This is a genomic window from Leucobacter sp. CX169, assembly GCF_017161405.1.
GTDB lineage: Bacteria > Actinomycetota > Actinomycetes > Actinomycetales > Microbacteriaceae > Cx-87.
This window is the reverse complement of record NZ_CP071051.1, coordinates 1,707,233-1,733,284: the sequence shown is the minus strand read 5'-3', so window position 1 is coordinate 1,733,284 and position 26,052 is coordinate 1,707,233. Positions and strand designations below refer to the sequence as shown.

The 26,052-nt window shown below is 69.3% G+C and carries 15 protein-coding genes and 2 tRNA genes; 12 read left to right on the top strand and 5 right to left on the bottom strand.

The window, feature by feature from the left end; genetic code table 11:
• Window positions 1-85 precede the first annotated feature (85 nt).
• Together JW030_RS07855 and JW030_RS07850 are read left to right on the top strand one after the other, a co-directional pair.
• Window positions 86-805 (top strand): ferritin-like fold-containing protein, encoded by a 720-nt coding sequence (locus JW030_RS07855; RefSeq protein ID WP_188046101.1) that lies wholly within the window; start codon window positions 86-88, stop codon window positions 803-805.
• Between the two features lie 8 nt (window positions 806-813).
• Window positions 814-1,992: a methyltransferase domain-containing protein gene (locus JW030_RS07850; RefSeq protein ID WP_188046102.1), complete on the top strand. Its 1,179-nt coding sequence runs from the start codon at window positions 814-816 to the stop codon at window positions 1,990-1,992.
• Window positions 1,993-1,998: 6 nt separating this feature from the next.
• Here the strand turns inward: JW030_RS07850 and JW030_RS07845 are convergent, their stop codons facing one another.
• Window positions 1,999-2,223 carry a DUF3107 domain-containing protein gene (locus JW030_RS07845; RefSeq protein WP_188046103.1) on the bottom strand — a complete coding sequence of 75 codons (225 nt, stop codon included), beginning with the start codon at window positions 2,221-2,223 and terminating at the stop codon, window positions 1,999-2,001.
• 165 nt (window positions 2,224-2,388) lie between these two features.
• Here JW030_RS07845 and JW030_RS07840 point away from each other — a divergent pair, with 165 nt between their 5' ends.
• Together JW030_RS07840 and JW030_RS07835 are read left to right on the top strand one after the other, a co-directional pair.
• Window positions 2,389-5,691, top strand: a complete 3,303-nt coding sequence (locus JW030_RS07840) for a UrvD/REP family ATP-dependent DNA helicase (protein WP_188046104.1) — start codon at window positions 2,389-2,391, stop codon at window positions 5,689-5,691.
• Window positions 5,692-5,708: 17 nt separating this feature from the next.
• Window positions 5,709-9,176 carry an ATP-dependent DNA helicase gene (locus JW030_RS07835; protein WP_241095372.1) on the top strand — a complete coding sequence of 1,156 codons (3,468 nt, stop codon included), beginning with the start codon at window positions 5,709-5,711 and terminating at the stop codon, window positions 9,174-9,176.
• Between the two features lie 27 nt (window positions 9,177-9,203).
• On the opposite strand, the gene JW030_RS07830 is transcribed toward JW030_RS07835, so the two are convergent.
• Window positions 9,204-10,451 (bottom strand): phosphotransferase, encoded by a 1,248-nt coding sequence (locus tag JW030_RS07830; protein ID WP_188046106.1) that lies wholly within the window; start codon window positions 10,449-10,451, stop codon window positions 9,204-9,206.
• Window positions 10,452-10,516: 65 nt separating this feature from the next.
• Between JW030_RS07830 and nudC the strand changes: the two genes are divergently transcribed.
• Together nudC and JW030_RS07820 are read left to right on the top strand one after the other, a co-directional pair.
• Complete coding sequence (nudC, locus tag JW030_RS07825; RefSeq protein WP_188046107.1) at window positions 10,517-11,509, top strand: NAD(+) diphosphatase; 993 nt, start codon at window positions 10,517-10,519, stop codon at window positions 11,507-11,509.
• On the top strand, window positions 11,499-13,181 hold the full coding sequence (locus tag JW030_RS07820) for an ATP-dependent helicase (protein WP_241095371.1): 1,683 nt from the start codon (window positions 11,499-11,501) through the stop codon (window positions 13,179-13,181). The genes nudC and JW030_RS07820 overlap by 11 nt, the downstream gene beginning before the upstream one ends.
• A gap of 1,012 nt (window positions 13,182-14,193) precedes the next feature.
• On the opposite strand, the gene JW030_RS07815 is transcribed toward JW030_RS07820, so the two are convergent.
• Window positions 14,194-15,657, bottom strand: coding sequence for a zinc-dependent metalloprotease (locus JW030_RS07815; protein WP_188046108.1), 1,464 nt, complete (start codon window positions 15,655-15,657; stop codon window positions 14,194-14,196).
• 194 nt (window positions 15,658-15,851) lie between these two features.
• Here JW030_RS07815 and JW030_RS07810 point away from each other — a divergent pair, with 194 nt between their 5' ends.
• Window positions 15,852-16,976 (top strand): PDZ domain-containing protein, encoded by a 1,125-nt coding sequence (locus JW030_RS07810; RefSeq protein ID WP_188046109.1) that lies wholly within the window; start codon window positions 15,852-15,854, stop codon window positions 16,974-16,976.
• Between the two features lie 35 nt (window positions 16,977-17,011).
• The gene (locus tag JW030_RS07805; protein WP_188046110.1) at window positions 17,012-19,921 is read left to right on the top strand and encodes a UPF0182 family protein; all 2,910 of its coding nucleotides are present in this window, start codon (window positions 17,012-17,014) and stop codon (window positions 19,919-19,921) included.
• Between the two features lie 211 nt (window positions 19,922-20,132).
• Here the strand turns inward: JW030_RS07805 and JW030_RS07800 are convergent.
• Window positions 20,133-20,206, bottom strand: a tRNA-Met gene (locus tag JW030_RS07800).
• Window positions 20,207-20,352: 146 nt separating this feature from the next.
• Window positions 20,353-20,426: transfer RNA gene (locus tag JW030_RS07795), tRNA-Met, on the bottom strand.
• Between the two features lie 170 nt (window positions 20,427-20,596).
• Between JW030_RS07795 and JW030_RS07790 the strand changes: the two genes are divergently transcribed.
• The 4 genes from JW030_RS07790 to JW030_RS07775 all read left to right on the top strand — a co-directional run bounded on the left by JW030_RS07790 (window position 20,597) and on the right by JW030_RS07775 (window position 26,049).
• Window positions 20,597-22,567 carry a hypothetical protein gene (locus JW030_RS07790; protein ID WP_188046111.1) on the top strand — a complete coding sequence of 657 codons (1,971 nt, stop codon included), beginning with the start codon at window positions 20,597-20,599 and terminating at the stop codon, window positions 22,565-22,567.
• A 50-nt stretch (window positions 22,568-22,617) separates the two neighbouring features.
• Window positions 22,618-23,238 carry a DUF308 domain-containing protein gene (locus JW030_RS07785; protein WP_188046112.1) on the top strand — a complete coding sequence of 207 codons (621 nt, stop codon included), beginning with the start codon at window positions 22,618-22,620 and terminating at the stop codon, window positions 23,236-23,238.
• 105 nt (window positions 23,239-23,343) lie between these two features.
• Window positions 23,344-24,513, top strand: coding sequence for an ATP-binding protein (locus JW030_RS07780; protein ID WP_188046113.1), 1,170 nt, complete (start codon window positions 23,344-23,346; stop codon window positions 24,511-24,513).
• A gap of 117 nt (window positions 24,514-24,630) precedes the next feature.
• Window positions 24,631-26,049: a S1C family serine protease gene (locus JW030_RS07775; RefSeq protein ID WP_241095370.1), complete on the top strand. Its 1,419-nt coding sequence runs from the start codon at window positions 24,631-24,633 to the stop codon at window positions 26,047-26,049.
• Window positions 26,050-26,052 lie beyond the last annotated feature (3 nt).

The window sequence follows — 26,052 nt, the reverse complement described above, 5'->3', positions numbered from 1 at the left end:
CCTCGGCGCTCGCGATACGAGCAGTCTACCGGCGTGGCCCCGGCGCGTTCGGCGACGCGCATAGTGTGCCGGATACACTGAAGACGTGATTTCCTGGTTCCGGCGTCTGCGTACCCCTGCCCTTCCCGCGCGGAAGATTCGTGTGCGCGGACAGGGGGATGACGCCCAGCAGGTCGAGCTCGCGGAGTTCGCTCCCGGGATCCTGCCCTTCTTGGGGCTGTCGGCCTACCTCCAGCTCGAACTCTACGAGGCGGGAACGCGCGCGGTCGTCGGCGCTCAGTCGCTCGAAGCGAAGGACGTGCTGGCGCGCGTCGCCGGCGTCGCCCTCACGAAGCAGCAGCGCTTCGCCGCCGAGATCCGGCGCCGCGGTAAAGAGCCGCACGTCGTGATGGCGCCCTACACGCCCGTCATTGATCGCTACCTCGAGCGCGTGCAGGCGAATGACTGGCACCAGCACGTGCTGTCCGTGTACCTCGTCGGCGGGCTGTTCGACGGCTTCTTCGCGAGCATCGCCGGTGGCATTCGCGACGGCTACGCCCGAGACGCCATCCAGATCTTGACGGGGGAATCGGGGCGCGACGAGCTGAAGGCGCTGCTCGCGGCCGCGATCGCCGCCGACCCGACCCTCGACGATTCCCTGGCGCTCTGGGGCCGCCGCCTCGTCGGCGACACGCTGCTCGTGGCGCGCGAAGTCTTGCTGCTCAGCGAGAACCGCAAGTTTGTGGCCAGCGAGGTCGAGCCCGTGTTCACCGAGCTCATCGCCGAGCACATCCGACGCATGGACGCCCTCGGCCTCACCGCCTAGGGACTCGCATGGAGTGCGCGTACTACGACGCGGGGCGGTGCCGATCCTGCTCCCTGCTGCCCGTTCCGTACCCTCGGCAGGTCTCGGACAAGCAGAATCGCTGCCGCGAGCTGCTCTCGGCGCACCCCGACATTCTCTGGCTCGAACCGGTCCGCGGCGACGGGCGTGCGGGGCAGGATCCGAGCCCCGGCGCCGAACGCGACTTCCGCAATAAGGCGAAGCTCGTAATCGGGGGGACCGTCGAGGCACCGACGCTCGGCATCTTGGACCCCGACCGGCGGGGGGTCGACCTGCGCGACTGCGGCATCCAGTCGCCGGGCATTCGCGCGGTGATCCCCGTGATTGGCGAGTTCCTGACGTTGACCGGGCTCGCTCCGTATGACGTGCCGACCAAGCGCGGCGAGGTGAAGTTCGTGCACGTGACCGAGGCGCCGAGCCGAGAGCTGATGTTGCGGTTCGTCGTGCGGAGCCAGCTCGCCGTGCGGCGCATCCGCGAGCTGCTGGCGGACCTCGTGCGCCTCGTCCCGCTCGCGACGGTCGTCTCCGTGAACCTGCTGCCCGAGCACCGGGCGGTGCTTGAGGGTGAGCACGAGGAGCTCCTGCTCGGCGAATCGCTGGACATGGACCTCGGCGAAGTCTCGCTGCACCTGCGCCCGCAGAGCTTCTTCCAGACGAACACCGCGGTTGCGCGGGCGCTCTACGCGCAGGCGTCGGCGTGGGTCGGTGCGGCCCAGCCCGCGTCTCTCTGGGACCTGTACTGCGGCGTCGGCGGGTTCGCGCTGCACTGTGCTCGGGCCGCGGGCGGCAGCGCCGACCGGATCGTGCTCGGTGTCGAAACGAGCGAGGCTGCGGTCGAGTCCGCGCGTCGCTCTGCGGCGGAGGCCGGGATCGACGCCCGGTTCATCGCGGCGGACGCGACGGCGTTTGCGCTGGGCGCCCGGGCGCGCGGCGAAGCGTTGCCCGAATTGCTGATCGTGAACCCGCCGCGGCGGGGGATCGGGCCTGAGCTCGCCGACTGGCTCGACGCATCGGGCGTGCCGCAGGTCATCTACTCGAGCTGTAACCCTGAGAGCCTGGCGGCCGACCTCACGCGGATGCCGCAGTACGCCGTCCGCGAGGCACGGCTATTCGACATGTTCCCCCACACGCGCCACCTTGAGGTGGCCGTGCGGCTGGAACGACGCTAGCCGAAGCTAGTTGATGAAGCCGACCTTGCGGGCGGCGACCTCACCAATCTCGATGTAGGCGATCGACGCCGCCGGGATGAGGTACTGCTTGCCCTTGCTGTCTCGCAGGGCGACGAGCTTCGCGTCGCTGGACAGGCCAGCTTCGACGATCTGCTGGACCTCGGCCTGCGTGGCGTCGCTCTCGATCGCAATTTCACGCGGGGAGTTGACGATGCCGATGCGGATTTCCACGAGATGCCTCCTGATTGTCGGGATGCTCAGAGTCTACGGGCGCGGGCCTGCTCCGATCGCGCGCGCGGGACCGCGTTCGCTGCTAGCGCAGGCCGCCTGCGGGCGGGGACTGCGCGCTCGATCACGTCGAGCCGCCGTGTGGGTGGTTCTCGCTACCATGAGCGCATGTCCGAATTCGACCCCTCGCAGCTCGCAGCGATCGCGCTTGATCCGGGCAGCCACGCCAGCGTGCTGGGGGCCCCAGGGTCGGGCAAAACGACCGTCCTGATCGAGACGTTTCTGCGTCAGGCCGACGCGCCCGGGTGGTCGCCGAACGACCTGCTGGTGCTCGCTCCCAACCGCCTCGTGGCGAAGTCCCTGCTCGCCCGTATTGAGGCAGGCTATCCGCGGCCGCTGAACGGCTCCCCGGTCCGCACCGCCGCGTCGCTTGGCTTTACCATCCTGTCCCGGGCGCGCGCCGTCGCGAACCAGCCCGCGCCGCGGCTCCTGACCGGCACCGCGCACGACGAAGCGATCGAGCGTGAGCTCGCCCGCGTCACTGACGAGCGCATCGCCGCGGCCGGGCTCACCCGCGAGCTCACCGAGACCCCCGCGTTCCGCGCGGAGCTGCGCGAGCTCTGGCGGGTGCTCGACGACGCCGGCGTCGACGTCCAGGCGCTGCGGCGCGCGCTCACCGCGGCCGATGACGCCGGGCACGGGGGCGACTCAGAGCTGCGTGCACAGTGGGAGTTCGCGGCCGAGGTGATTTCGTGCGTGCGCGCGCAGCTGGCGCAGGATCGCCCCCACGAGTTCCCGGCCAGCGGGCTCATGCGTGCGGCGCGCGACCTGCTTGCGGGCCCGAGCGAGATTCGGGTGCCGCGGCTCATCCTTGTGGACGACGCGCAGGAACTCACCGAGGGCGGCCTCGCGCTGCTGGCTGCGTGCGCGAACCGGGGCAGCCGGGTCCGCGTGTTCGGCGATCCCGACATCGCGACGAGCGCGTTCCAGGGCGGCGGCACCGCGGTGCTGTCGAGGCTCGAGTCCGAGCTCCGGCGCCGGGGGCATGCGCTGCCCGCGGCGGGGCCAGACGGCGCGAACGAGCTGGTCGTGCTCGATCGCGTGTACCGGCACGGGCCGCAGCTGCGCGAGTTTGTCGGCGGGCTCACCGGCCGCATCGGTGCGGCGGGTGCCGGGGCGCAGCGCCGGGCCGAGGCAGCCGGGGGCGCTCCAATTGCTCTTGCCGGGCCAGATCCCATCCAGTTCGCCCGGGCCGCGTCGTCCGCGGAGCAACTGGGCGCGCTTGCACACCGGCTCCGGGAACGTCGTCTCGGCCTCGGTCCTGTGGGTCTTCGCGGGGAGACCCGCACACCGGTGCCCTGGTCACAGATGGCGGTCATCTGCCGAAGCCGCGGCGAGGCGGCTCGCGCCGCCCGGCTGCTTGCCGCGCAGCAGGTGCCGACGGGCATCGCCGCCGGCGGCATCGTGCTGCGCGAGCACACGATTGTGCGTGAACTGATCCGCCTGATGCAGCACGCGCTCGACATCAATCCGCTCGCCCCAGACGAGGTGCTCGGGCTGGTCGGGGGCACCCTGGGCGGGCTCGATCCTATCGGCGTGCGCCGACTGCGCGCGGCGCTGGTGCTGCAGGAAAAGCGCGAGGCGCGCGAACGCGCGGCCGAGGTGGCGGCTGGCGACGACACTGAGGCGGATGGATCGGTGTCGGTCGCTGGCCCACGCCCGCTCGACGAAGTCGTCGCCGAGGCCTTCGCGCACCCCGGCGTCGAGCCGGTGGTAGACAGCCGGGGCGGCCGCGCCCTGCGCCGCGTCGCGCTCACCGCACTCGCCGGAGCCCGCATGCACCAGGCTGGCGGCACGGCGCGCGAGGTGTTATGGGCGCTCTGGGATGCCTCAAAGCTCGCCGTCTCGTGGGAGCGCGAGGCACTGTCTGGCAAGGGGCCGCGTTCGGCGGCGGCGAACCGCTCGCTCGACGCCACCGTTGCTCTCTTCTACGCGCTCCAGCGTCACGAAGAGCAGGACAGCGATCAGTCGGTCGCCGATCTGCTCGTCGCACTCGACACGAGCGCGCTGCCAGAGGACTCGCTCGCGGCGCGCAGCGTCCGCGACACCATCACCGTGACCACGCCGCAGGGAGCGATCGGCCGCGAGTTCGCGGTCGTCGCGATCCTGGGCCCGCAAGAGGGCGTGTGGCCCAACCTACGCGCTCGCGGCTCGATGCTCGGCTCGGCTGCGCTGGAGCGCTGGCTGCGCGGCGGCGAGGCCTCGGCGCCCGGGCGGCGCGAGACGATGCACGACGAGCTGCGGCTCTTCGCACAGAGCTGTTCGCGGGCCACGGGGGAGTTGCTCGTGCTGGCTCTCGCCGACGACGAGCAGCACCCGGGCCCCTTTTTCGGTTTCGGCCGGGCGCACGCCGTCGATGCGCTGCCGAGCAGTCGAATCACCCTCCGCGGTTCCGTCGCTGAGATGCGCCGCCGCGTTACCGCTGATCCCACCGACGAGGCGGCCCTCGCCGCCCTCGTGACCCTCGCGCGGGAGGGCGTGCCCGGCGCGGACCCCGCCGACTGGTACGGCGTCGCGCCCCCCTCAACTATGGCACCGCTCACCGACCTTGCGGGGGATCCCGAGGCGACCGTGGGGGTCAGCCCGTCGCAGCTCGAACGATCCGAGGAATGCCCGCTCGACTGGGTCATCTCGAAGTTGGGCGGCGGCGACACGAACGCCGCGGCCGGCATCGGAACCCTGCTGCATCACGCCCTCGAGACGATCCGCGAGCCCGACCCGGAACGCATTCTCGCCGCGGTGACCGCAGAGTGGGACCGGCTCCCATTCGACGCCGAGTGGGAGTCCGAGCGCCTGCTCGGCACCGCCCGCGCGATGAGCCAGGCTGTCGCCGACTACCTCCGCGAGTTCGAGGGGTCGGGCCGCGAACTCGCGGGCACTGAGGCGTCGTTCGCGCTACCCCTCGGGCGAGCGATGCTGACCGGCATCGTCGACCGCGTCGAGACCGTCGTCTCCGCGGCCGGCTCGCGCGAGACCACGGTGCTCGACCTGAAGACGGGGCGCACCAAACCCTCGGCGGCCGAGGTCACCGAGCACGCCCAGCTGCAGGCCTACCAGCTGGCCACGCTCATGGGCGCGTTCGCCGAGCAGGGTGCGTTCGCCGAGCAGGACGCGGACGCGGGCGCGGGGGAGAGCGCGGACGCTGTCGGCACCGCGGAGGCTCCTGCGAACGGTGGCGCCCGGCTGCTCTATGTCCACCCCGACGCCACGGGTCGGGGGCAGAGCTTTCGCGAGTTCGCGCAGGAGCCGCTCGACGCGGAGAAACGAGAAGCGTTTGTGCAGCGCGTGGCCGCAGCCGCCGAGGTCATGGCCGCCGGCAGATTCACGGCTCGCGTCGAGCATCACTGCACCGATGAGTACCGTCCGGGAAGCTGCCAGATCCACATTGTCCCGGCGGTGAGTGCCGGGTGACCATGCCGACCGAAGGAGTGAGCGAGATCACCACGCCGTTCAGCGCACCGCGCATCGCCCAGCTATTGGCGGGCCCGGGCGGCGAGGCCCGAGTACCCACGCCCGAACAGCAACGCGTGATCGAACACCCCATTGGGGGCAGCGCACTCGTCGTTGCCGGGGCCGGCAGCGGCAAGACCGAGACGATGGCGAACCGAGTCGTCTGGCTCGTGGCGAACGGGCTCGTGCCACCGGACGGGGTGCTCGGCCTGACCTTCACACGGAAGGCCGCGAGCGAGCTCGCCGAGCGCGTGCGGCTGCGGCTCATCACCTTCGCGGAGGAGCTCGACGCGGCGCGTGCCGGGGGCGCGCTCAGCGCATCCGAGGCGGAGCGGGCGCCCGCGCTCATCGACGCGCTCGCGGATGGCCTCGACCTTCCACAAGTGAGCACGTACAACGCGTTCGCCTCGGGAATTGTGCAGGAGTTCGGCGCGAGCGCGGGCGTGGCGGCGGACGCCGTGTTGCTCGACGACGCGAGCGCCTGGCGTCTCGCCCGCGAGGTCGTGCGCACCAGTGCCGACACGGCGCTGCCCGAGTCCGAGCTCTCGCTCGGCCGCCTCACCGAGCTCGTCCTGCAACTGGATCGCTCGGTGCACGAGCACCTCTCGTCTTTTGGTCGCGTCGACCTGGTCGGTGAGGAGTTCGCTCGAGTCCTCACACTGCCCTACAACGAAGCCGAGGTGCGAAAAGGACAGCCGAGTGGCAAGCAATACGCCGACATCGTGAAGGCGGTCGATGCGATCGGCGGAACCGCGCTGATCTCGCGCCTCGCCGCGAGCTATGCCGCAGAGAAACAGCGCCGTGGCTGGCTCGAGTTCTCGGACCAGGTCGCGCTCGCGCTCGAGGTGGTGGAGCGTTCCCCACAGGCTGCCGCGTCGATACGGCGTCGCAGCCCCGTTGTGCTGCTCGACGAGGTGCAAGACACCTCCGTCGGGCAGACCCGCCTACTCGCGAAGCTCTTCGCCGGCGAGACCGTGATGGCCGTGGGCGACCCGCACCAGTCCATCTACGGCTGGCGCGGCGCCTCGAGCGAGAACCTGCCGCAGTTTCACCGCGATTTCCGAGGCCCGGCAGGCTCGGGCGGCTCCGGCGGCTCGGACGGTCCTGGCGGCCCGGGCGGTGGCGCGGCGCAGGAGTCCGTCACCCTGAGCCTGTCGACGAGCTGGCGAAACGCCGCGGTGGTCTTGGACGCCGCGAACGTGGTAGCGGGTCCACTAGCGGCCGAGTCCCCGATCGCGGTGCCCGTTCTGTCGCCGCGTCCCGGCGCCCCCGCGGGAACCATCGAGGTGCGCTATCCCGAGACGGTGCACGACGAGCGGGCGGCGCTTGCCGTCTGGATGCGCGATGCCCGGGACGAACACCTCGCCCGCACTGGGTCCCTGCCGACGGCCGCGGTCCTGATGCGTAATCGCCGGCCCATGGCGGCGTTCTCTGCAGCGCTCACCGAGCTCGGGGTGCCAAACCAGATCGTCGGGCTCGGCGGCCTGCTCACCACCCCCGAGATCACTGACGTGGTTGCCGCGCTGCGCTGTATCTGGTCGGCCGACGCTGGTGGGCCCCTGATCAGATTGCTTGCGGGCCCGCGCTTCGGGATCGGGGTCGCCGACCTGTCGGGCCTTCGCGACACGATGCGATGGTTCTCAAGGCGCGACGCCTCGCAGCAGCAGCTGAGCGACGAGGATCTCGCGCCCGACGGGGTATTGCCCGACCCCGACCGTCGCACGACGCTGCTCGACGCGCTCGACGAGATCCCGCGGCTGCCTGATTCGCACACGGCGATGCGTTCGATCAGCGAGGTGGGACGAGAACGGCTGCGCGACGCTGGGACGATGCTTGCCGAGCTCCGGCGCGGGGTCGGCGCGGGTCTGCCCGAGCTCGTCCGCCAGATTGAGCATGCCCTCCGCCTCGACATCGAACTCGAGGCCAACGAGCGCGCGAGTCACGCCGGGTCGGCGACGGCCCGCGCGAATCTCGAGGCGTTCCACGAACTCATTGAGGGGTTCGTCTCGACCGACGAATCCGGCAGTCTGCCGGCGCTACTCGCCTGGCTCGATCGTGCAATCGGCGACGACGCGCACGCCGAACACGTCCCCGAGCCCGAACCGGGCACCGTCCAGCTGATCACGGTGCACAGTTCGAAGGGCCTCGAATGGGACCTGGTCGCGATCCCGCGCCTTGTGGCCGGCGAGTTTCCGTCGAAGCCGCGCGAGGGCACTGGTTGGTTGCGGGTCGGACAGCTCCCCGACGAGCTGCGGGGAGACGCCGCGTCGAGACCAGCACTGAACTGGCGGATTGCCGCGACGCAGCAAGAATTGAAGAACGACATCGCCGCGTACAAGGCAGAGCTCGCCGAGCGGCACGCCGCAGACGAGCGGCGACTCGCCTACGTGGCGCTCACCCGGGCACGGGATCGGCTCCTGCTCACAGGGTCGTATTGGGGCGGGCAGAAGGGCCAGCGCGGCCCGTCGATCGTGCTGAGCGAACTCGGCGAGGCAGGCATCATCACCGCGCCGCCGGAGGCTTCGCAATATGACGAGGACCCGAGCGAGCGCGCCGAGCTCACGCTGCAGTGGCCGCTCGACCCGCTGGGTCGGCGACGGGAGAAGGTGCTCGCCGCTGCCGAACGCGTGCGCGAGTCCATCGATGCGGTCGCTGGGGAAAGCGGCGCAGGCGATTCCGCCCCGCCGCTCGATCCGACGGTGCGACTGCTGCTCGCCGAGCGAGACGCGGACGCCGCCGCGGTGGCCCGCCCCGGGCGTACTGAGCTGCTACCGGGTGAGCGCATCAATGCATCGCTGTTTCACGAGATCATTGCCGACCCCGCAGCCGCCGAGCGCCGGAGGCTGCGCCCGATGCCGGAGCGCCCCTTCAGACAGACCCGCGTGGGCAACCGCTTCCACGAGTGGGTCGAGCGCCGCGCGACGACCGCGCGCGGCACCGCCCGGGCCCTCTTTGCGTGGGATGTCGATCTTGAGGACCGGCGCGCGGATGAGTTCGACGATCAGCTCGAGGCCGAGGCCGAGGCCGAGGCGTCGTTCGATGACCGGTTTGCGGACGATGCCGAGGCGCTCGCCCCGATGATCGCGCACTTCGAGGCGTCGCGGTGGGCCGAGCTGATGCCGATCGCGGTCGAGCAGGAAGTGTCAATCCCGTTCGCCGGATCGAGGCTCGTGTGCAAACTCGACGCGGTCTACCAGCAGGGGGAGGGCGACGACGCGCGCTTCGAGATTGTTGATTGGAAGGCCGGACGCGCGCCCCGCGACCAGGCGGAAAAGGCCAGCCGATTCCTGCAGCTCGACCTGTATCGCCACGCGTACGCGGCGCACACCGGGATCGACGCGGGCCGCATCGATGTCACTCTGTTCTACGTCGCCGAGGGGATCGAGCTGCAAGGCGAACACCCGCGCGGGGTCGAGGAGCTCGAGCGGCTCTGGAACGAGCGATAGCGCTCGGGCGACGTCGAGAAAGTCGGCCTAGCGGGAGTTTCCGTCCGGGCGATCTTCGAGCTCCCCAAAGTCGAACGGCTCGAGCGGAGCCGTCGCCAGCGGGTCAAACGGAGTGTCCCGCTCGGCCTCGTCGGTGACCCCGGCTTCGGAGAGCTCGTCGACCACCCCGGTCTCGTCGAGGTCGGTTTCAGCGTCGGTGCGGCGCTCGACGGGCTCGATGAAGTCGGTGTCGGCGAAGAACACGCGCTCGTCGTCGAACACGTCGGACGCCGACGTGTCGTGCACGCGCTCGTCGACGCGTGGGGTGTCGTCAAGCAGGTCGTCGACCTGTGCGACATCGAGTACGGAATGGGGGAGCAAAGGCTGCGAGAGCGACGGGAGCTGGTCGACCAGGCGATCGAGCATCGCGACCGCATCATTGACGATGCCCGTGTCGTGCTGCTCGACGCCGTGCAGCAGCCAGCGGGCGACGTCGAGCTCGTGCGCGAAGGCCGCGCGTGCGAGGAGGCGTTCGCCGTCGGCGCTGTCACCCAGCGCCGCGTAGCGGGCGACGACCGCGCTGAGCACACCGGTTTCCGCGCCGGCGAGCCAGGCGAAATCATCGGCCGGGTCGCTGATGTGGAGCTCGGACCAGCCGAGCACTCCCACGACCTGGTCGTCCGAGACGAGCAACTGCGTATCGTCGAGCGAACCGTGTACGACGGTCGGGGCGAACTCCCAGAGCTCGGCGGCCTGCAGCACCTCGGCCCACCGCGCCGCGACCGTCGACGGCAGCATGCGCGTCGCTTCGGCGCGTTCGACGAGACGTGCGCTCGCGGCGCGGGCCTCGGCGGCGGTGCGGCTCGCGAGCCCGGCCTGCTGAACGGTCGAGGGAGGGAGACGATGGATCGCGCTGATGGCCTCGGCGATCGGCTGCAGCAGCAGCGAATCGTCAGCCAGGTCCGAGACCGAGAAATGCTCACCCTCGAGGAATGTGGACACGACCGCGCGGCTCTCGCCCGCTCGGGTCAGCCCGAGGGTTTCGGGCACGGCGAATGGTAGCTGGGCGCGCGTGCCGGCGGTCAACGCCGAACGCCCGAGCAACTCGCCCGACTGCTCCGCCTCGGCGGTGGCGGTGCGCGGAACGCGCACGATCAGGCGGCCGCGATCAGACTCGAGGAGCGCAGAGAGAAAGGACCCGCTCGGCCCTGCGGCGACCCCGGAGGCTCCGTGCACGGCGAGGTCTGGGACCGCCGACGTGGCGAGCGCGGCTAGAGTGAGTGGAGTGCTGGCCATGGCGTCTAGCGTAGGCAAGAGCGCTGGACGTCGAGGGTACGCCACGCGCACGGGAGGAGGAGTCGATGAGGGACTACTCACGCATCCCGCCGCTGGCTCGCGGCGGAATCGACCGCGACGCGGCCACCCGGATGGACGATGCCGCACTTGAGCGGGCCTGGGCCGAGCCGGGTGCGCGGCTGCTCGAACTGCGCGGCACCACGCTGCCGCTGCAGGACGGCGCGCTCGCACTCCTGCCCATTGCCGGCCCGCGGAGCACGGCGCACTGGTATCTCGGACGGTTCGCAGGGGCGCCCATCTTCGCCACGGACGTCGACGGGACAGGCGGGACAGACGGCACAGGCGGCTCGGGTGGGACAGGCGACTCGGCTGGGACAGGCGGGACGGCCGACCGCGACGCGACGACCCGCGAGTGGGTCCCCGCGCGGGCCGCGGGGGTGGCGCTGTCTCCCGATGAGGCCGAACTCGTGGCCATGGCGGTCGCGCTGCAGCACTGGCACGCGTCGGCCGCTTTCTCTCCCCGCGACGGCTCGGAAACCCAGACCGCGCAGGGCGGCTGGGCTCGCGTCGAACCCGCGACGGGCGTCGAACACTTTCCGCGGACCGACCCGGCTGTGATCGTCCTGGTCGTGCATGAAAATCGCGCGCTGCTCGGCTCGAACGTGCTCTGGGAAGCGGGCCGCTTCTCGCTCCTCGCGGGGTTTGTCGAGGCCGGCGAGTCCGCGGAACAGGCTGCGCGCCGCGAGGTCGCCGAGGAGTCGGGCGTGCGCATCGACCGGCTGGACTATCTGGGTTCGCAGCCCTGGCCTTTCCCCCGCTCCCTGATGCTCGGCTACCTCGCGGGCTTGGCGGCGGGGCAGGATCCTGCCGCGCTCTCGCCAGACCCGACCGAGATCGCAGAGCTGCGTTGGTTCTCGCGCGACGAGCTGCGAAGCCCGGCGGACGGCCTGAAGCTGCCGCGCGAGGGCTCGATCGCGCGCTGGATTATCGACAGCTGGATCGCCCAGGGCGACGACGCGGAGGTCGGCCGTGCGGGGGGTGCCGAGCGTGGAGTCTGAGCTGCTCGACGCCCTCGACGAGGAACAGCGTGCAGTCGCGGTGACCCTGCGCGGACCGGTCGTCGTACTGGCGGGTGCCGGCACCGGAAAGACTCGCACCATCACCCACCGCATTGCCCACGGCGTCGCCTGTGGCGCGTACGCCCCCGAACGCGTGCTCGCCGTGACGTTCACGCGCAAGGCGGCGGGCGAACTGCAGACCCGGCTGCGTGCGCTCGGCGCGGGCGGCGTGCGGGCGCGGACGTTCCACGGCGCGGCGCTGTCGCAGCTCGGGTTCTTCTGGCCGCAGGTGGTCGGCGGCCTCGCCCCGCGCGTGCTCCCGAGCAAGAGCGCGACGCTCGCGCAAGCTGCCGAGGCGATGCGATTGCGGCTTGACCGCGAGGCGCTGCGCGATGTCGCCGCAGAGATCGAGTGGCGCAAGGTCTCGATGCTGAGCCTCGACAGCTACGCCGGCATGCTGGCCGAGCGACCGCTGCCCGATGCGGTCACACCGGAACAGATGCTCGAAATGCATCGCGCGTACGAGAAGTTCAAAGAGGAGCGGCGCGAGATCGACTTCGAGGACGTGCTGGTGCTCGTCACTGGCATGTTGGAGTCGGAGCCGCGCGTCTCACAGCAAGTGCGCGAGCAGTACCGATTCTTCACCGTGGACGAGTACCAGGACGTTTCGCCGCTCCAGCACGCCCTGTTGTCGGTGTGGCTCGGTGAACGCGACGAGGTCTGCGTGGTCGGCGACGCGAGCCAGACCATTTACTCGTTTGCCGGTGCCTCGAGCCGGTCGCTGCTGCGCTTTGCGAGCGAGCACCCGGGTGCGCACGAGTTTCGGCTGGAACGGAACTACCGCTCCACGGAACCGATCGTGCGCACTGCGAACCGCCTGATGCATGGCCAGCCGGGGGCGCTCACCCTCCGAGCCATGCGGCAGGAAGCGGCGTCCGATCCGAGCTTCGAGTGGTTTCCCGACGAGTCGAGTGAGGCGAACGCGGTTGCGGACGCCATCCGCGCCCGCATTCAGGGCGGCCTGCCGGCATCGGAGATTGCGGTGCTCTCGCGGACCAACGCTCAGTCCGCGCGCATCGAGCAGGCGCTGAACTCGCGTGGCATCAGTAGCCGAGTGCATGGGGCGAAGCGCTACTTCGACCGGGCGGACGTCAAGAGCGCGGTCATGGCGATCCGAGCGCAGTCGTTCGCGCCGGACGGGCGACCGCTCTTTCAGGTGGTCAGCGACGTCATCCGCGAGCTCGGGTGGACGGCGCAGCCTCCGACGGGGCCTGCGCAGCGCGAGCGCTGGGAGGCGCTGGGCGCGCTGCTGACGCTGGTCGATGACGCGCCAGAGGGCATCAGCGTTGCTGACTTCAGCACCGACCTCCTCGAGCGCCAGCGCGCGCATCACGAGCCGACACTCGAGGCCGTCACGCTCAGCGCGATCCACGCCGCGAAGGGTCTCGAGTGGTCGCTCGTGCACGTGATCGGGATGAGCGAGGGGATCCTGCCGATTTCTTACGCCGTCGGCGACGATGCGATTGACGAGGAGCGCCGTCTGGCCTACGTGGCGCTCACGCGCGCCCGCGACGAGCTGCGGCTCTCGGGCTCAGCCGCGGGCGGGCGGGCGCGACGCACCCCATCCCGCTTCCTGGCGGCCGCCGGCATCGGAGTACCCGCCGCGGCGTAGTCCGGTTCAAGCGCCTCGAGCATCGCACACGCGCACTCCGCACGGCGGGGCACCTGGCGGTGTTCGCCGCCGTGACGCGGCAGTCCCTGGTGCACGGGAAGCTCGAGCTGAGCGCCCAGCGTGTCCCAGCCGCCGGCAGAAGTCGGCGCCAACGGCACGCTCGACGGCGCGGCCGCGACGCGCCCCGCTTGGGCTTCCAATAGTGCGGCGACGTGGGCGGCGAGCGCGAGCGCGACACTGGTCGTCTCGCTCGGCGGTCGCGTTCCCGATACCTGGGCGGTGATGACTGCCCAGGCCGGATCCCGCGCGAGCTCCGCCTGATTGCAACAGTCCAGGCAGGGCGCGCCATTCGTCCCGAGAAGCGGGCCGAGGAGCACCGACCGGTCGCGCAGTCGAATGGAGAGTGTCGGGAGGCCGAGGCTCAACCACGGCCCGAGCTGCGCGCGGGGAGCGGCGTAGCGTTCCGGGAGCACGAGGAAGTCCGCGTCCGTCACCGCGTCGACGGTTGCCGCGATCGCACAGTGCGGCCCAGTCGAGCCGAGGGCAGCGGCGAACACGCGAGCCCACGCGGAATCAACCGAGCCTTCGCCCGCCGCGATGCAGACACGCAGCGGAGGTGTGGGCCGCGTCCATGAGCCCGGCGGCGGCGGCCCCAGCGCGTCCGCGATACGTGCGAGCAGCGCGGTGCGTCGTGCGTGGGTCAACCCGCATCGTTTCGTGACCTCAGCGAGGCGGTCTTCGGAAACGCCGGCAGTGAGCACGGAAAGGAATCGTTGCTCGGCGGGCGAGAGCCCGTCCAGGCGCGCGATGGGACGGGCCACCCCGATCCGCAACCGGTCTGGCGACTCCCAGACGAGGGGGAGGTCGGCGGAAAGTGCGAGCGGCATGGGGGTGTTCATTGCCCCAGTGTGCGACCTTCGCGACCCGCGGAGGAGTTATCCACAGAAAGACGGCCGTGTGCGCTCGACGAGACCCCTGTGAGGGAGGCTCCGCCGAGCGCCGCACCGAACCCCTAGGGGCGCGGGGTGTCCGGCTCGCCCGGGAGCTCCGGATCCTCGGTCTCACCAGTGGTCTCCGGAGCGTCCGCGATGATGCCGCCGTCGACGCCCTCGACGGGCCGGGGCGCATCGCCGAGCAGCTCGGCGAGCGCGCGATCGAACTCGTCTTCCTTGGGCTCGGCGGGTGATCCGGCGAGCCCGAGGCGGGCAAACAACAGCGCCGGGTCAGTGATCTCCTCGGCGGTGGGCAGGAGGTCGGGGTGCGCCCAAAGCGAGTCCCGCGCCTCGGCGCCGCCCAGGTTCTCGAGTCCGCGCCACATCGCGGCTGCCTCGCGGAGGCGCCGCGGGCGAAGCTCGAGGCCGACCAAGGTCGAGAAGGCGTGCTCTGCGGGCCCCCCGGCGGCGCGCCGACGGCGCACCATCTCGGCGATGGCGGTCGAGCCGGGAAGGCGCGAAGTGGCGTTCTCGGTGACGACGTCGACCCAGCCCTCGACGAGCGCGAGCATCGTCTCGAGGCGCGAGTGCGCCGCCTCCTGCTGCGGGGACTTCGGCGGGATCAGCGAGCCATTGGAGAGCATCTCCTGGATCTGCTCGGGGTGCTGCGGGTCGAGATCTGCGGCGAGCTCGCCAATGCGCTCGGTGTCGATGCGGATGCCGCGCGCGTAGTCGGTGATGGCCGTGATGAGGTGCAGCCGCAGCCACTTCGCGTGACGGAAGAGGCGGGCGTGGGCGAGTTCGCGGACCGCGAGCGCGAGCCGCACCTCCTCGGCGTCCTGGTCGAGGCCCTCGGCGAACGCGGCGACGTTGACGGGCAAGAGCGCTCCGCCCTCGCGACCCGAGCCGTGCAAGAGTGGGACACCGACGTCGCCCGCGGAGACGACTTCGGTCGCGAGCTTGCCGATGACCGTGCCGAGCTGCATCGCGAAGAGCGCACCACCGACGTTGCGCAACATCGCCTCGGCGCCCTGCATCGCCGCGCGCATCTCCTCGGGCAGCTGCGTCGACATCGCTTCGGTGAGCGCGTTGCTGATGGAGTTGGCGACCGGCTCGGCGAGTTCGGTCCAGGTGTCGATTGACTGCTGCACCCACTCGATGCGCGAGAGCGCGCGGGGGGCGTCGGGGGAGGCGCCCATGTCGGTCACCTCGTCGAGCCACAGTGAGGCGACGGGGAAGGCGCGCAGCACGTCGTTCGTATCCGCGGGGGATGAGGGCGCGGCGCTCACCGTATCGATGGCGGTGCGGCGGGCGACCGACCAATCGATGCCGTCGCCGCTCTGCTGCATGGCCCGCTGCAAGGTAGAGAAGAGACCCTGTAGCGCAGCGGAGTCGCCGGGGAGGCCAGCTGCGCGGGCGAGCTGGGCCGGATCGATCCCGGAGGGCCCGCCACCTGAGAGAAGCTCGCGCAGCATTTTCTGCAGCTCCTCGGCCGCGTCCTCAGGTCCGTCTTCGGGCCGCTCGTCGCGATTGTCGTTCGTCATCTGTGCTTGCCTCCCGCATCGCCACCGAAGCTCGAAGGGCTGAGGCCATCGCTGGTGGTAGAAATTACGCTACCCCGACCTCCTCCAGAATCCGCTGGTAGATTGACCGCCCGAGCACGATTTGGTTGCGCCCAGTGCGAACAGCGAGGCTCCTGCCCGGTCCGGACGCCCCGACGAACCCAGAGAAAGCACCGATGCCGCAGCAACTGCCCGCCATTCAGCCGCCCACGAGCCCCCGCGCATCGCGGGGCATGATCTGGGTAGCGATCCTGTCGATCCTGCTGATACTCGGGTGGACGGTCCCGTCCCAGATGGTGATTGAGCGACCCGGGCCGGTCGTCGACACGCTCGGCGAAATTGAGCTCGACGGCGAGGCCACCCCGGTGATCTCGATCGACGGTGTGCAGACCCACCCGACCGACGGCCAACTCAACCTCCTGACGGTTTCGATCAACGGCAGCCCCGAGAACCAGCTGGGCTGGCTGTCGCTGCTGCCGGTGCTGTTCGACCCGTCCCAGACTGCCAAGCCCATCTCCGAGGTATTCCCCGAGGGCGTGACGTCCGAGGACCGGAACGAGCAGAACAAGCTGATGATGGAGAAGTCCCAAGCGGACGCGACCGCTTCCGCGCTTCGCGCGCTGGGGATCGACTTCACTGCGCGCGTCGTGGTTCAGGACGTCGTGGCGGACCTGCCCGCCGACGGGTTGCTGCAGCCGGGAGACGAGATCCTCAGCGTGGCCGGCGCCCCCATCACCGGGGCCGGGGGGCTGCGCGCCGCGCTCGCCGACGCGGGGGTGGGGACCCCGGTGACCCTCGGGATCCTGCGGGATGGCCAGCAGATGGACGTGACCGCCACGCCCGAGCAGCCGAAGGGCGCGACCGCGCCGATCCTGGGGATCACCGTCAGCGCGGAATACGAATTCCCGGTCGACGTCACGATGCATCTCGACCGGATCGGCGGCCCGAGTGCCGGCCTGATGTTCGCCCTGGGTATCGGGGATGAGCTGACAGAGGAGAGCCTCACCGGCGGACACATCATTAGCGGCACCGGCACCATCGACGACACTGGCCGGGTAGGCGCAATCGGCGGGCTACCGCAAAAGATGTGGGGCGCCTCGCGCGTCGGTACCGAACTCTTCCTCATGCCGCTCGGGAACTGCGCGCAGGTGCCGGCGACGGTGCCCGGCGACATGATCGTGGCCCCGGTCGCTACCCTCGACGAGGCGTTGCAGGCGATCGATGACCTGAACGCCGGCCGTGTGCCCGCAGGTTTGGAGCGCTGCCCCATCGAATCATCAGGGGATGCACGGCTAGGGTAGTAAAACCCCGTTCAAAGACTCAGAAGAGGGCTTCAGTGACCGAAACGACCACCGCCGATTCGACCCCTGTACGGCGTAGACCATCGCCGCTCGCGATCACCATCGTGTTGGTGGTCCTGCTGGTGGGTGGCTTCTTGGCCATCGCTAGCCTCATGAGCGATGTGTTCTGGTACCAGCAGGTCGGCTACCTCGAGGTATTCGCGACGCAATGGATCGCCGCTGTGGTGATGTTCGCCATCGGGTTCCTCGCGATGGCCGTCCCCGTCTTCCTGGCGATCGACATTGCGTACCGCACCCGCCCGGTGTACGCGCGCCTCACGGCCCAGCTTGACCGCTACCAGGAGATGATCGAGCCGCTGCGTCGGGTCGTCAAGTACCTGCTGCCCGCGGCCTTTGGCTTCTTCGCCGGTATCGCGGCCGCGGCCCAGTGGCCCCAGGTGCTGTTGTGGCTGAACCGCGAGGGGACCGGCAAGGTGGACGCCGAGTTCGGTCTCGACCTGTCGTTCTTCCTGTTTGACCTCCCCGTGCTCCAGAGCATCGTGGCGTTCGCGTCTGCGATCCTGCTGATCTCGCTGATTGCGTCGGTCGGCACGAGCTACCTGTACGGCGGTATTTCCTTCAATGGTCGCGACGTCCGCGTCTCCAAGTCCACCAGGATCCAGACCGCCGTCATCGCGGCGCTGTACCTCCTGTTGCAGGCCGGGAGCCTCTGGCTTGACCAGTACCGCACCGTAACGAACCAGGATGGCATCCTCACGGGTGCCGCCTTCACCGAGGTGCACGCGGTCATCCCCGGTAAGGAAATCCTCGCCGGCATCGCGGCGATCGTCGCGATCCTCTTCATTATTACCGCGTTCACCGGCAAGTGGCGCCTGCCCGTCGCCGGCACCGCGCTGCTCATCGTGGCAAGCCTCGTGATCGGCGTCGGGTACCCCTGGGCCGTGCAGCGCTTCCAGGTCGACCCCGACGAGAAGAGCCTCGAGTCCGAGTACATCTCGCGCAATATCGACGCGACGCGCGACGCCTACGGCCTCGCCGACGTCGAGGTTGAGCGCTACGACGCGGTCACCGACGCCACGCCCGGCGCGCTGCGCAACGACGCGGTGGCGACCGCGAACATCCGTATCCTCGACCCCGCGATCGTCTCGCCGACCTTCTCGCAGCTCGAGCAGATTCGCCAGTACTACAAGTTCCCGAGCTCGCTCAACGTCGATCGCTACGAGATCGACGGCAAGATTGAGGACACGGTCTCCGCCGTCCGCGACATTAACATCACGGATCAGACCGGCTGGTACAACCGCACGCTCGTCTACACGCACGGCTACGGCCTCGTCGCCGCCTATGGCAACCAGCGCGCAGTTGACGGTCAGCCGGTGTTCTTGGAAAGCGGGATCCCCACGAGCGGGAAGCTTGGCGAGTTTGAGCCGCGCGTCTACTTCGGCGAGAACTCGCCCGAGTACTCGATCGTCGGCGGCGAGACGAAGAAGCCCATCGAGATCGATTACCCGGCCGATGACACGGGTGACGAGTCGAAGCAGAACATGACGACGTTCACCGGCAACGGCGGACCGGTACTCGAGGGGCTCTTCCACAAGCTCGTGTACGCGCTGAAGTTCCAGTCGATGGAGATCCTGCTCTCGGGCGCCGTGAGCGAGGGCTCCCAGATCCTGTACGACCGCGATCCTGTCGATCGTGTGCAGAAGGTTGCGCCGTATCTGACGATCGACAAGACCCCCTACGCCTCGGTGGTGGACGGGCGCATCGTCTGGATCGTCGACGGGTACACGACGTCGTCCGAGTACCCGTACTCGAAGGTCACCGACATGAACGATTCAATCGTCGACTCGGACAACCCGCGCACCTCGCTGGCCCGCAACGACATCAACTACATCCGCAACTCCGTGAAGGCGACGGTCGATGCCTACGACGGCTCGATCTCGCTGTACGCCTGGGACACCACTGATCCGGTGCTGACGGCCTGGCAGAACGTCTTCCCGACCACGTTGAAGCCGATCTCGGACATGAGCGCCCAGCTCATGAGCCACGTCCGCTACCCGGGTGACCTGTTCAAGGTGCAGCGCGAGATTCTCGGTGAGTACCACGTCACCGATGCCGGCTCGTTCTATTCCCGCGAGGACGCTTGGCGCACGCCGAGCGATCCCGTGTCGGGCAAGACCGCTGGCGAGGCGGCGCTTGCGCAGCCCCCGTACTACCTGACGCTGGCGGCCGGGCTGAAAGCAGACCCGACCTTCTCGATCTACTCGACGTACATTCCGAAGGACGCGAGTGCGGAGTCGCGGGACATCCTCACCGGCTACCTTGCCGCGGACTCGAACGCGGGGAATGTGGCCGGAAAGGTCTCGAAGGATTACGGCACCCTGAAGCTGTTGACGCTGCCGAAGGGCAACACGGTGCCCGGCCCCGGCCAGGTGCAGAACAGCTTCACGACCGACCCGACCGTGTCGAAGGAGCTCAACCTCCTGAGTCAGGGCAGCACCGAGGTCATCAGTGGCAACCTGCTGACCCTGCCAGTCGGTGGCGGACTGCTCTACGTGCAGCCCGTATACGTGAAGGCGAAGACGGGCACGAGCTTCCCGATCCTGCAGAAGGTGCTCGTGTCGTTCGGCGAGAAGATCGCCTTCGAGGACACGCTGGACCTCGCGCTCGACGCGCTGTTCGGCGGCGACTCGGGTGCTGCGGCGGGCGACACGATCGTGCCGGTGACACCGGACGAGCCGACCGATGGCGGGGAGACCCCGGCGACGCCGGACGATACTGCTGCTGGCGGCTCGACCGACTCGCCGGCGCTGCAGGAGGCGCTCGCGCTCATGAAGACCGCCCTGTCGGACCGTGACGCCGCGATGAAGGCGGGGGACTGGACGGCCTTTGGCGAGGCGGACGCTCGCCTCAGAGCAGCCATCACGGCGGCGCTCGCGGCGCAGTAGCGGCCGCGCGGCTCGAACCACAGGCAGGCCCTCACCGACTCGGTGGGGGCCTGCCTGCGTCTGTGGGGGTCCGAGAGTGTCCGTGTCGCTCTGCCGTTCACAGGCTGCGTGGCCGCCCTGGGCGTGGCCGCCTCATCGGTGGTCGCCCGCACGCAAAACAGTACGGCCCCTGTCACTGACAGGGGCCGTACTGTTTTGCCGCGACATCTCGTTGCGGGGGCAGGATTTGAACCTACGACCTCCGGGTTATGAGCCCGGCGAGCTACCGAACTGCTCCACCCCGCGGCACAAGAGAGAGTCTACGGGGCTCTCGGCCGCAAATCCATTTGGCCGCCTGGGTGGGCGTGTTCCTGGTGTCTGCCAGACGCAAACGCAAAAAAGTACGGCCCCTGTCTGTGGCAGGGGCCGTACTGTGTGACCGCGATATCTCGTTGCGGGGGCAGGATTTGAACCTACGACCTCCGGGTTATGAGCCCGGCGAGCTACCGAACTGCTCCACCCCGCGGCACAAGAGAAAATCTACCACGCGATCCCTTCGGCGGTCGAATCGAGGGGTCATTTGCGCGGGAACCGGGCGTGTCGATCCGGATGGCGGCTGTGGATAACGGGGACGGCGACCGCGGAAACGGCGCAATCTTTCGAGTCTGACGGACCTTCCGTCGAGGAAGGATCGACATGACTGCAATCACCCGCTCGCGCCCGCTGCTCTCTGCCGCGGCAATGGTCTGCGCTGTGCTCGCCCTGTGCGGGGCGCTGCTGGTCTCGCCCCTGCCCGGGCTCCAGGGCAACTCGGCTGCCTCGGCGCAGCTTCTCGAGGGTCCCGGCTTTCGGATCCCGCACGACTTCCGGCTCTCGATGGTCGGGGCGTACCGCGCACCCGACGGTTCGCTCGCGTACTGCCTCGAGTGGGGTCAGGAGCCGCCCACGCTTGCGAGTGATCCCGCGCACCAGAGCACAGTGGTCACTCAGTATGCGGGCTGGAGCCCCGAAGAGGTGGCGCGGGTGAACTGGCTCATCGGCGCGCACGGCCAACGGGTCACCAATGAGCAGGCCGCCGCAGTCGGAGTGGCGATCTGGCTGCGTCACCCGGGAGAGGGTGACCCATTTCGGGTGGATCATCGATTCTTCATCGCGGCTATCCCCGACGCCACGGTGCGTGGCCGTGTGGTAGCCGAGGCCCAGCGCATGAGCAGGCTGATGGATGACTACCGATATGTGGCGCCGGCGCCCGCGGGCTCGGTGCAGGTGGTCCCTGACCCTGCGGACGCGATGCGGGGAGAGATCGCCGTCTCGGGCGTCCCGCTCGGCGCAAGCGGCACGATGACGGTGACGGGGGCGCAGTTCGGTGGCGCGGCCAGCCCCGGGGCCAGTCCCAGTCCCGTGACCACGGCCGCCATTGTCGGCGATGTGCGCCTTCCCTATCGTCTGACACCGAGCGACGCGGAAATCGGTTCAGCCGAGGTGACCGTGTCGGCCGAGCTCACGCTCCCCGGAGGTTCCGCCGGGCCGGCGCTGCGGGTCTGGCAGAGCGCCCCTGCGCTGCAAGATGTCGCCGCGGTCGGCCCCGTCGAATCGGATTTCCGGTGGCAGTTGCGCGCGAGCGAGGCGCACTCGCTCGTCTTTTCGCCGCGCTTTTCGACCCAGGTTCCCAGCAGGATCCTGGCCGAGGGTGAGCCGCTCGCCGACACAGTGAGCCTGTCGCTCGCACCCGGCAGTGCGCCCTGGCGTCGATTCACCGACGGGTCCACGCTGCCGATGACGCTGGTGTGTCATGCCTATGGCCCGTTCGAGGCGCCGCCGAAAGAGTCGGCGGATGTTCCGGCAGATGCCCCGCTGGCTACCGCACCGGTGCGTGTGCAGGTGGGCGGGTCCTCGGGCGACCCGCTGGCCGAGGTCGCCTCGTTCGAGTATGCGTTGACGCCCAGTGGTGGCGGCTACTACGTGTCGGTCTGCGGTATCGACGCGAGTGACCAGGACGACGCGCGCAGCGCAACGGGCCTCCCCGCCGGATATCGCTACGCCGACGCCTTCGGGCTCCACTCGGAGACGCAATTCGCTCCGGTGGGGGTGCGCTTCGACACCACCCTCTCGGACGCGCAGGTGCACCCTGGCGCTTCGGTCGTGGACGTCATTGTCGGCGAGCCGACTGATGGGCCGTGGGCCGAATGGGAACGCGCGCGCGTGGCGGTCCCGCTTGTGGGGACGGTGTATTGGAGCGAGACGCGTCCGGTCCGGGCGGCCGAGGCCCCCGGCGGCGCCGCGGCGGTGATGGCGCTCCGCGCGGAGCTGACGGGTCCGGGGGAACGCGCCGAGGTCGTGATTGATCTCCCGGACCGAGCCGGCTGGTACACCGTGCGCTGGTGCACGGATCCGGCAGGAACCGCCGTCGAGGGTGAGCGTCCGCTCGTGCGAGCCTGGTGCGACGACTACGGCATTCCGTCCGAGACGGTCCACGCGGCTCCGCCTGTCCCGCGTGTGAGCCTCGGACTCGCGGTGACGGGCGCAGGGGGAGGGGCCGTGCCGGGCTGGGCGGGGTGGCTGGCGACGCTGGGCGGTGTCCTTGTGCTGTCCGCTGGACTCTCGCTGCCGGCACGGCGGAGGTTCGCCCGTCGCGGCTCGGCGCGCGCCTCAAGCCCGGAGCAGTAGAGTGTGGGGCACCAAGCTGACACGAAGGGGCCATTACATTGAGTCTGCAGATGAGTTCCTCACGTCCGCTCGGCGCCGACCTCGGTCGGCTCTGGGGGCTGCTGCTCATGCGCGGCCTACTGATGATCGTGTTTGGCGTGCTCGCTGTCGGGTTTACGCGCACCGCCGTCGAGGCCCTCATTACCATGCTGGGGCTCTTTCTTATCTTTGACGGCGTCGTGACGGTGATCACTACAGCGATCGAGCGGCGCAAGCTGCAGCGCAGTGGCTGGTTCACTGGCCAGGGCGTGTTCGCCATCATCGTCGGCGCCGTGGCGCTGTTGCTGCCAGGCCTGGTCACCTGGACGGTGTTGAGCCTGTTCGTCATTTGGGGAGCGGTCGTCGTCGGGCTGTTTGCGGGCATCGCCATGTTCCGATTCGCGCTATCCATCAAGCGGGCCGGCGGCGGCTTCGGGGTGCTGGGCGTCGTCGGGGCCGTCATTGCCGGGCTTGCCGCGGCGCTGGCAGTGGCGACTGCGCTGAATCCCTCCGCGGTGGCGCTGGCGCTCCTGTGGCTGATCGGGATCGGCTCGATCCTGCTGGGTATCGGGGTCGTCGTGTGGGCCATTGGGCTGCGCCGCGTGAGTCGCGAGACGATTACGCTCCTCCCGCCGCAGCGCGAACAAGGCTGAGCGGGGCGCTGTCCGAGCCGGCAGATATAAAGCCTATAAATCCCTGTGAACCTATAAAGGGTATAAATAGATCGGTTATGCTGGTGTCACGACGTGAGGAGTGACATGGACAGCCCGTTCCGCCCAGGGTTTGGAAAGAACCCGCCGTATCTCGCCGGGCGTGAGGCTGCCCTCAATCAGCTCGAGGACGGGCTCGAACTCGGCCAGTGGCCACAGGAACGCGGCATGCTGCTGACGGGCCTGCGCGGCGTGGGCAAGACGGTGCTGCTGAATCACGCAGAGGACCTCGCCCGCTCGCGGGGTTGGGTCGTCATCTCTGAAACGGCCACGCAGGACTTCTTTGACCGGATCACCGGCGTGCATCTCCCCAAGATCCTGAATGCACTCGACCCTAAGAACTCATTCCGGGTGACCTCGCTCGGGCTCGCAGGGCTCGGCAGTATCGGTATTGAGTACACAGACGGTCGCACCGAGGCTCCGTCGTTCCGGGCCATGTGCGAACAGGTCTGTGCGCTGCTTGAAGGCACCGGTGGGCTCCTATTCACCCTGGATGAGGTGAACAAGGCGGCGCTGAGCACGATCGAGCGCTTCGCCGCGGAGTACCAGCATCTGGTGCGCGCCGATTGCGAAGTGGCGTTCATCGGGGCCGGGGTGCAGGGCGAGGTGCGGGGGCTCCTGTCCTCGAGCTCGGCGACTTTCTTGCGCCGGTGCGCACCCGTGTCGCTCGGGCTGCTGACGCCGCAAGAAACACTCGAGGCGTTTCGCACGCCCATTCGAGACGCGGGTCGTCAGGTCAGCCCCGAGGTCCTGGACTATATGGTGCGCGCCTCGCAGGGCTATCCGTTCCTCGTGCAGCAGATTGGCGACATTGCCTGGCGCCGCCATCCCGCCGCGCCCGCGGTGCTGATCGAAGACGTCGAACATGCGTATCGCCGTGCCCGACGCTCGATGGGAAGCTTCATTCTTGAGCCGTCGCTTTCAGGGCTGTCGGCAACGGACCGTGGCTTTCTTGCCGCGATGGTGCACGACGACCAGGCCAGCCGGATGCAGGACGTCCGGCGCCGCATGGGAAATGTCGCTTCGGGGTACGCGGCGATGTATCGGCAGCGCCTGATCGAGGCTGGGGTGATTGCCCCGGCGGGCTATGGCAAGGTCACCATCACGCTCCCGTATCTGCGGGAGTTCTTGCGGGAACACGTCGTGGCTGACGCGGCGAGTGACGGCACCCGTGAGCACGAGGGCTTTCCTTCCCCGCCTGAGCTCGGGCTGGACTAGCGGCACCGCTCGGGCGCTCCGGGCATTCGTCAAGGTCTGCAGCGGGTGTCCAGGTACAGCAAATGTGATTCATAGATTCAACGGGCAGACTCATCTGTAACGAGAAAGGGCATACACGTGACTTCACCTTCTGATCCCACGAACATCGATCCGGCACAGGGCGGCGCCCCGGAGCCGGTCGTTCCCGTGCCGCCGGCATACGCGCCGCCCGCGGCCCAGCCTGCGTACGCCCAGCAGGCTCCACAGATTGCGGACCAGCAGCACACGCTTCCGCAGCACACCCTGCCGCAGCAGGCGACGCCTGAGACCAACGCCTTCGGCCTCGGCGCCCCAGTCGCTCCCGCGGAGAAATCGGGTGGCCGCGGCGCGGGCATGCTCGTGGCGGGCCTCGCGATCGGCGCCCTGCTCGGCGGAATCGTGGGTGGCGGCACGGCCGCGCTCATCGCGTCGAACCAGACTCCGGCTCCTGTGAGCAGCGGAAGCGGCACGGTCAAGATCGCCAACCCGGGCAGCGTGACCGAGATCACCGCGGTCGCGGCGAAGGCCATGCCGTCGGTGGTCACGCTCGAGGTGAACTCGGCGAGCGCCTCGGGCACCGGATCTGGCGTCATCATTTCCGAGGACGGCTACATTCTGTCGAATGCGCACGTCGTGACGGTCGATGGCAGCGCCACCGACCAGTCCGTCCGCGTGCAGCTCAGCGACGGACGCCTGCTGCAGGCCGAGGTCGTGGGCGTTGACCCCTACGCCGACCTCGCCGTCGTCAAGGTCGACGCGACCGACCTGCCCGCAATTGAATGGGCAGATTCGGACAAGATCAACATCGGCGATCTTGCCGTCGCGATCGGCGCGCCGCTGAACCTGGCGGATACCGTCACCAGCGGCGTCGTGAGCGCGCTCAACCGCGGCATCTCGGTCGGCAGCCCGCTGGTTCCGCAGAACCCGGGGCAGGCCCCCGAGGAGACGCCGGAAAACCCGTGGGACTTCCGCTTCGACGTGCCGAACCCGAACGAGCAGCCCCAGTCGACGGGCGGCGGCCAGGTGACCCTCGGGGTCATCCAGACCGATGCCTCGATCAACCCGGGTAACTCGGGTGGCGCATTGCTGAACAGCAAGGGCGAGCTCATCGGCATCAACGTCGCGATCGCTTCCCCCTCGTCGAGCTCCGGCGTTGCGGGCAGCGACGGCCTCGGCTTCGCGATTCCGTCGAACCTCGCCAAGCGCGTCTCCGACGCGATCATCGCGGGTGAGGTTCCCTCGCACGGCCTGCTCGGCACGACCGTGATGGACGCTGAGAACGACCCGAACGCGACTGTTGCAGGTGCGCTCCTCGGTGAGATCGTTCCGGGCGGCGCTGCCGAGAAGGCGGGCCTTCGCTCCGGCGACGTGGTCACCTCGGTCGATGGCCGTGCGATCGACGACGGCACCTCGCTGTCGGCGCTCGTGCGCTCGCACGCCGGGGGCAGCAAGATCACGCTCGGCTACGTCCGGGACGGCGTTCCTGCCGAGACGACCGTGACCCTCGGTACGCTGTAGGTC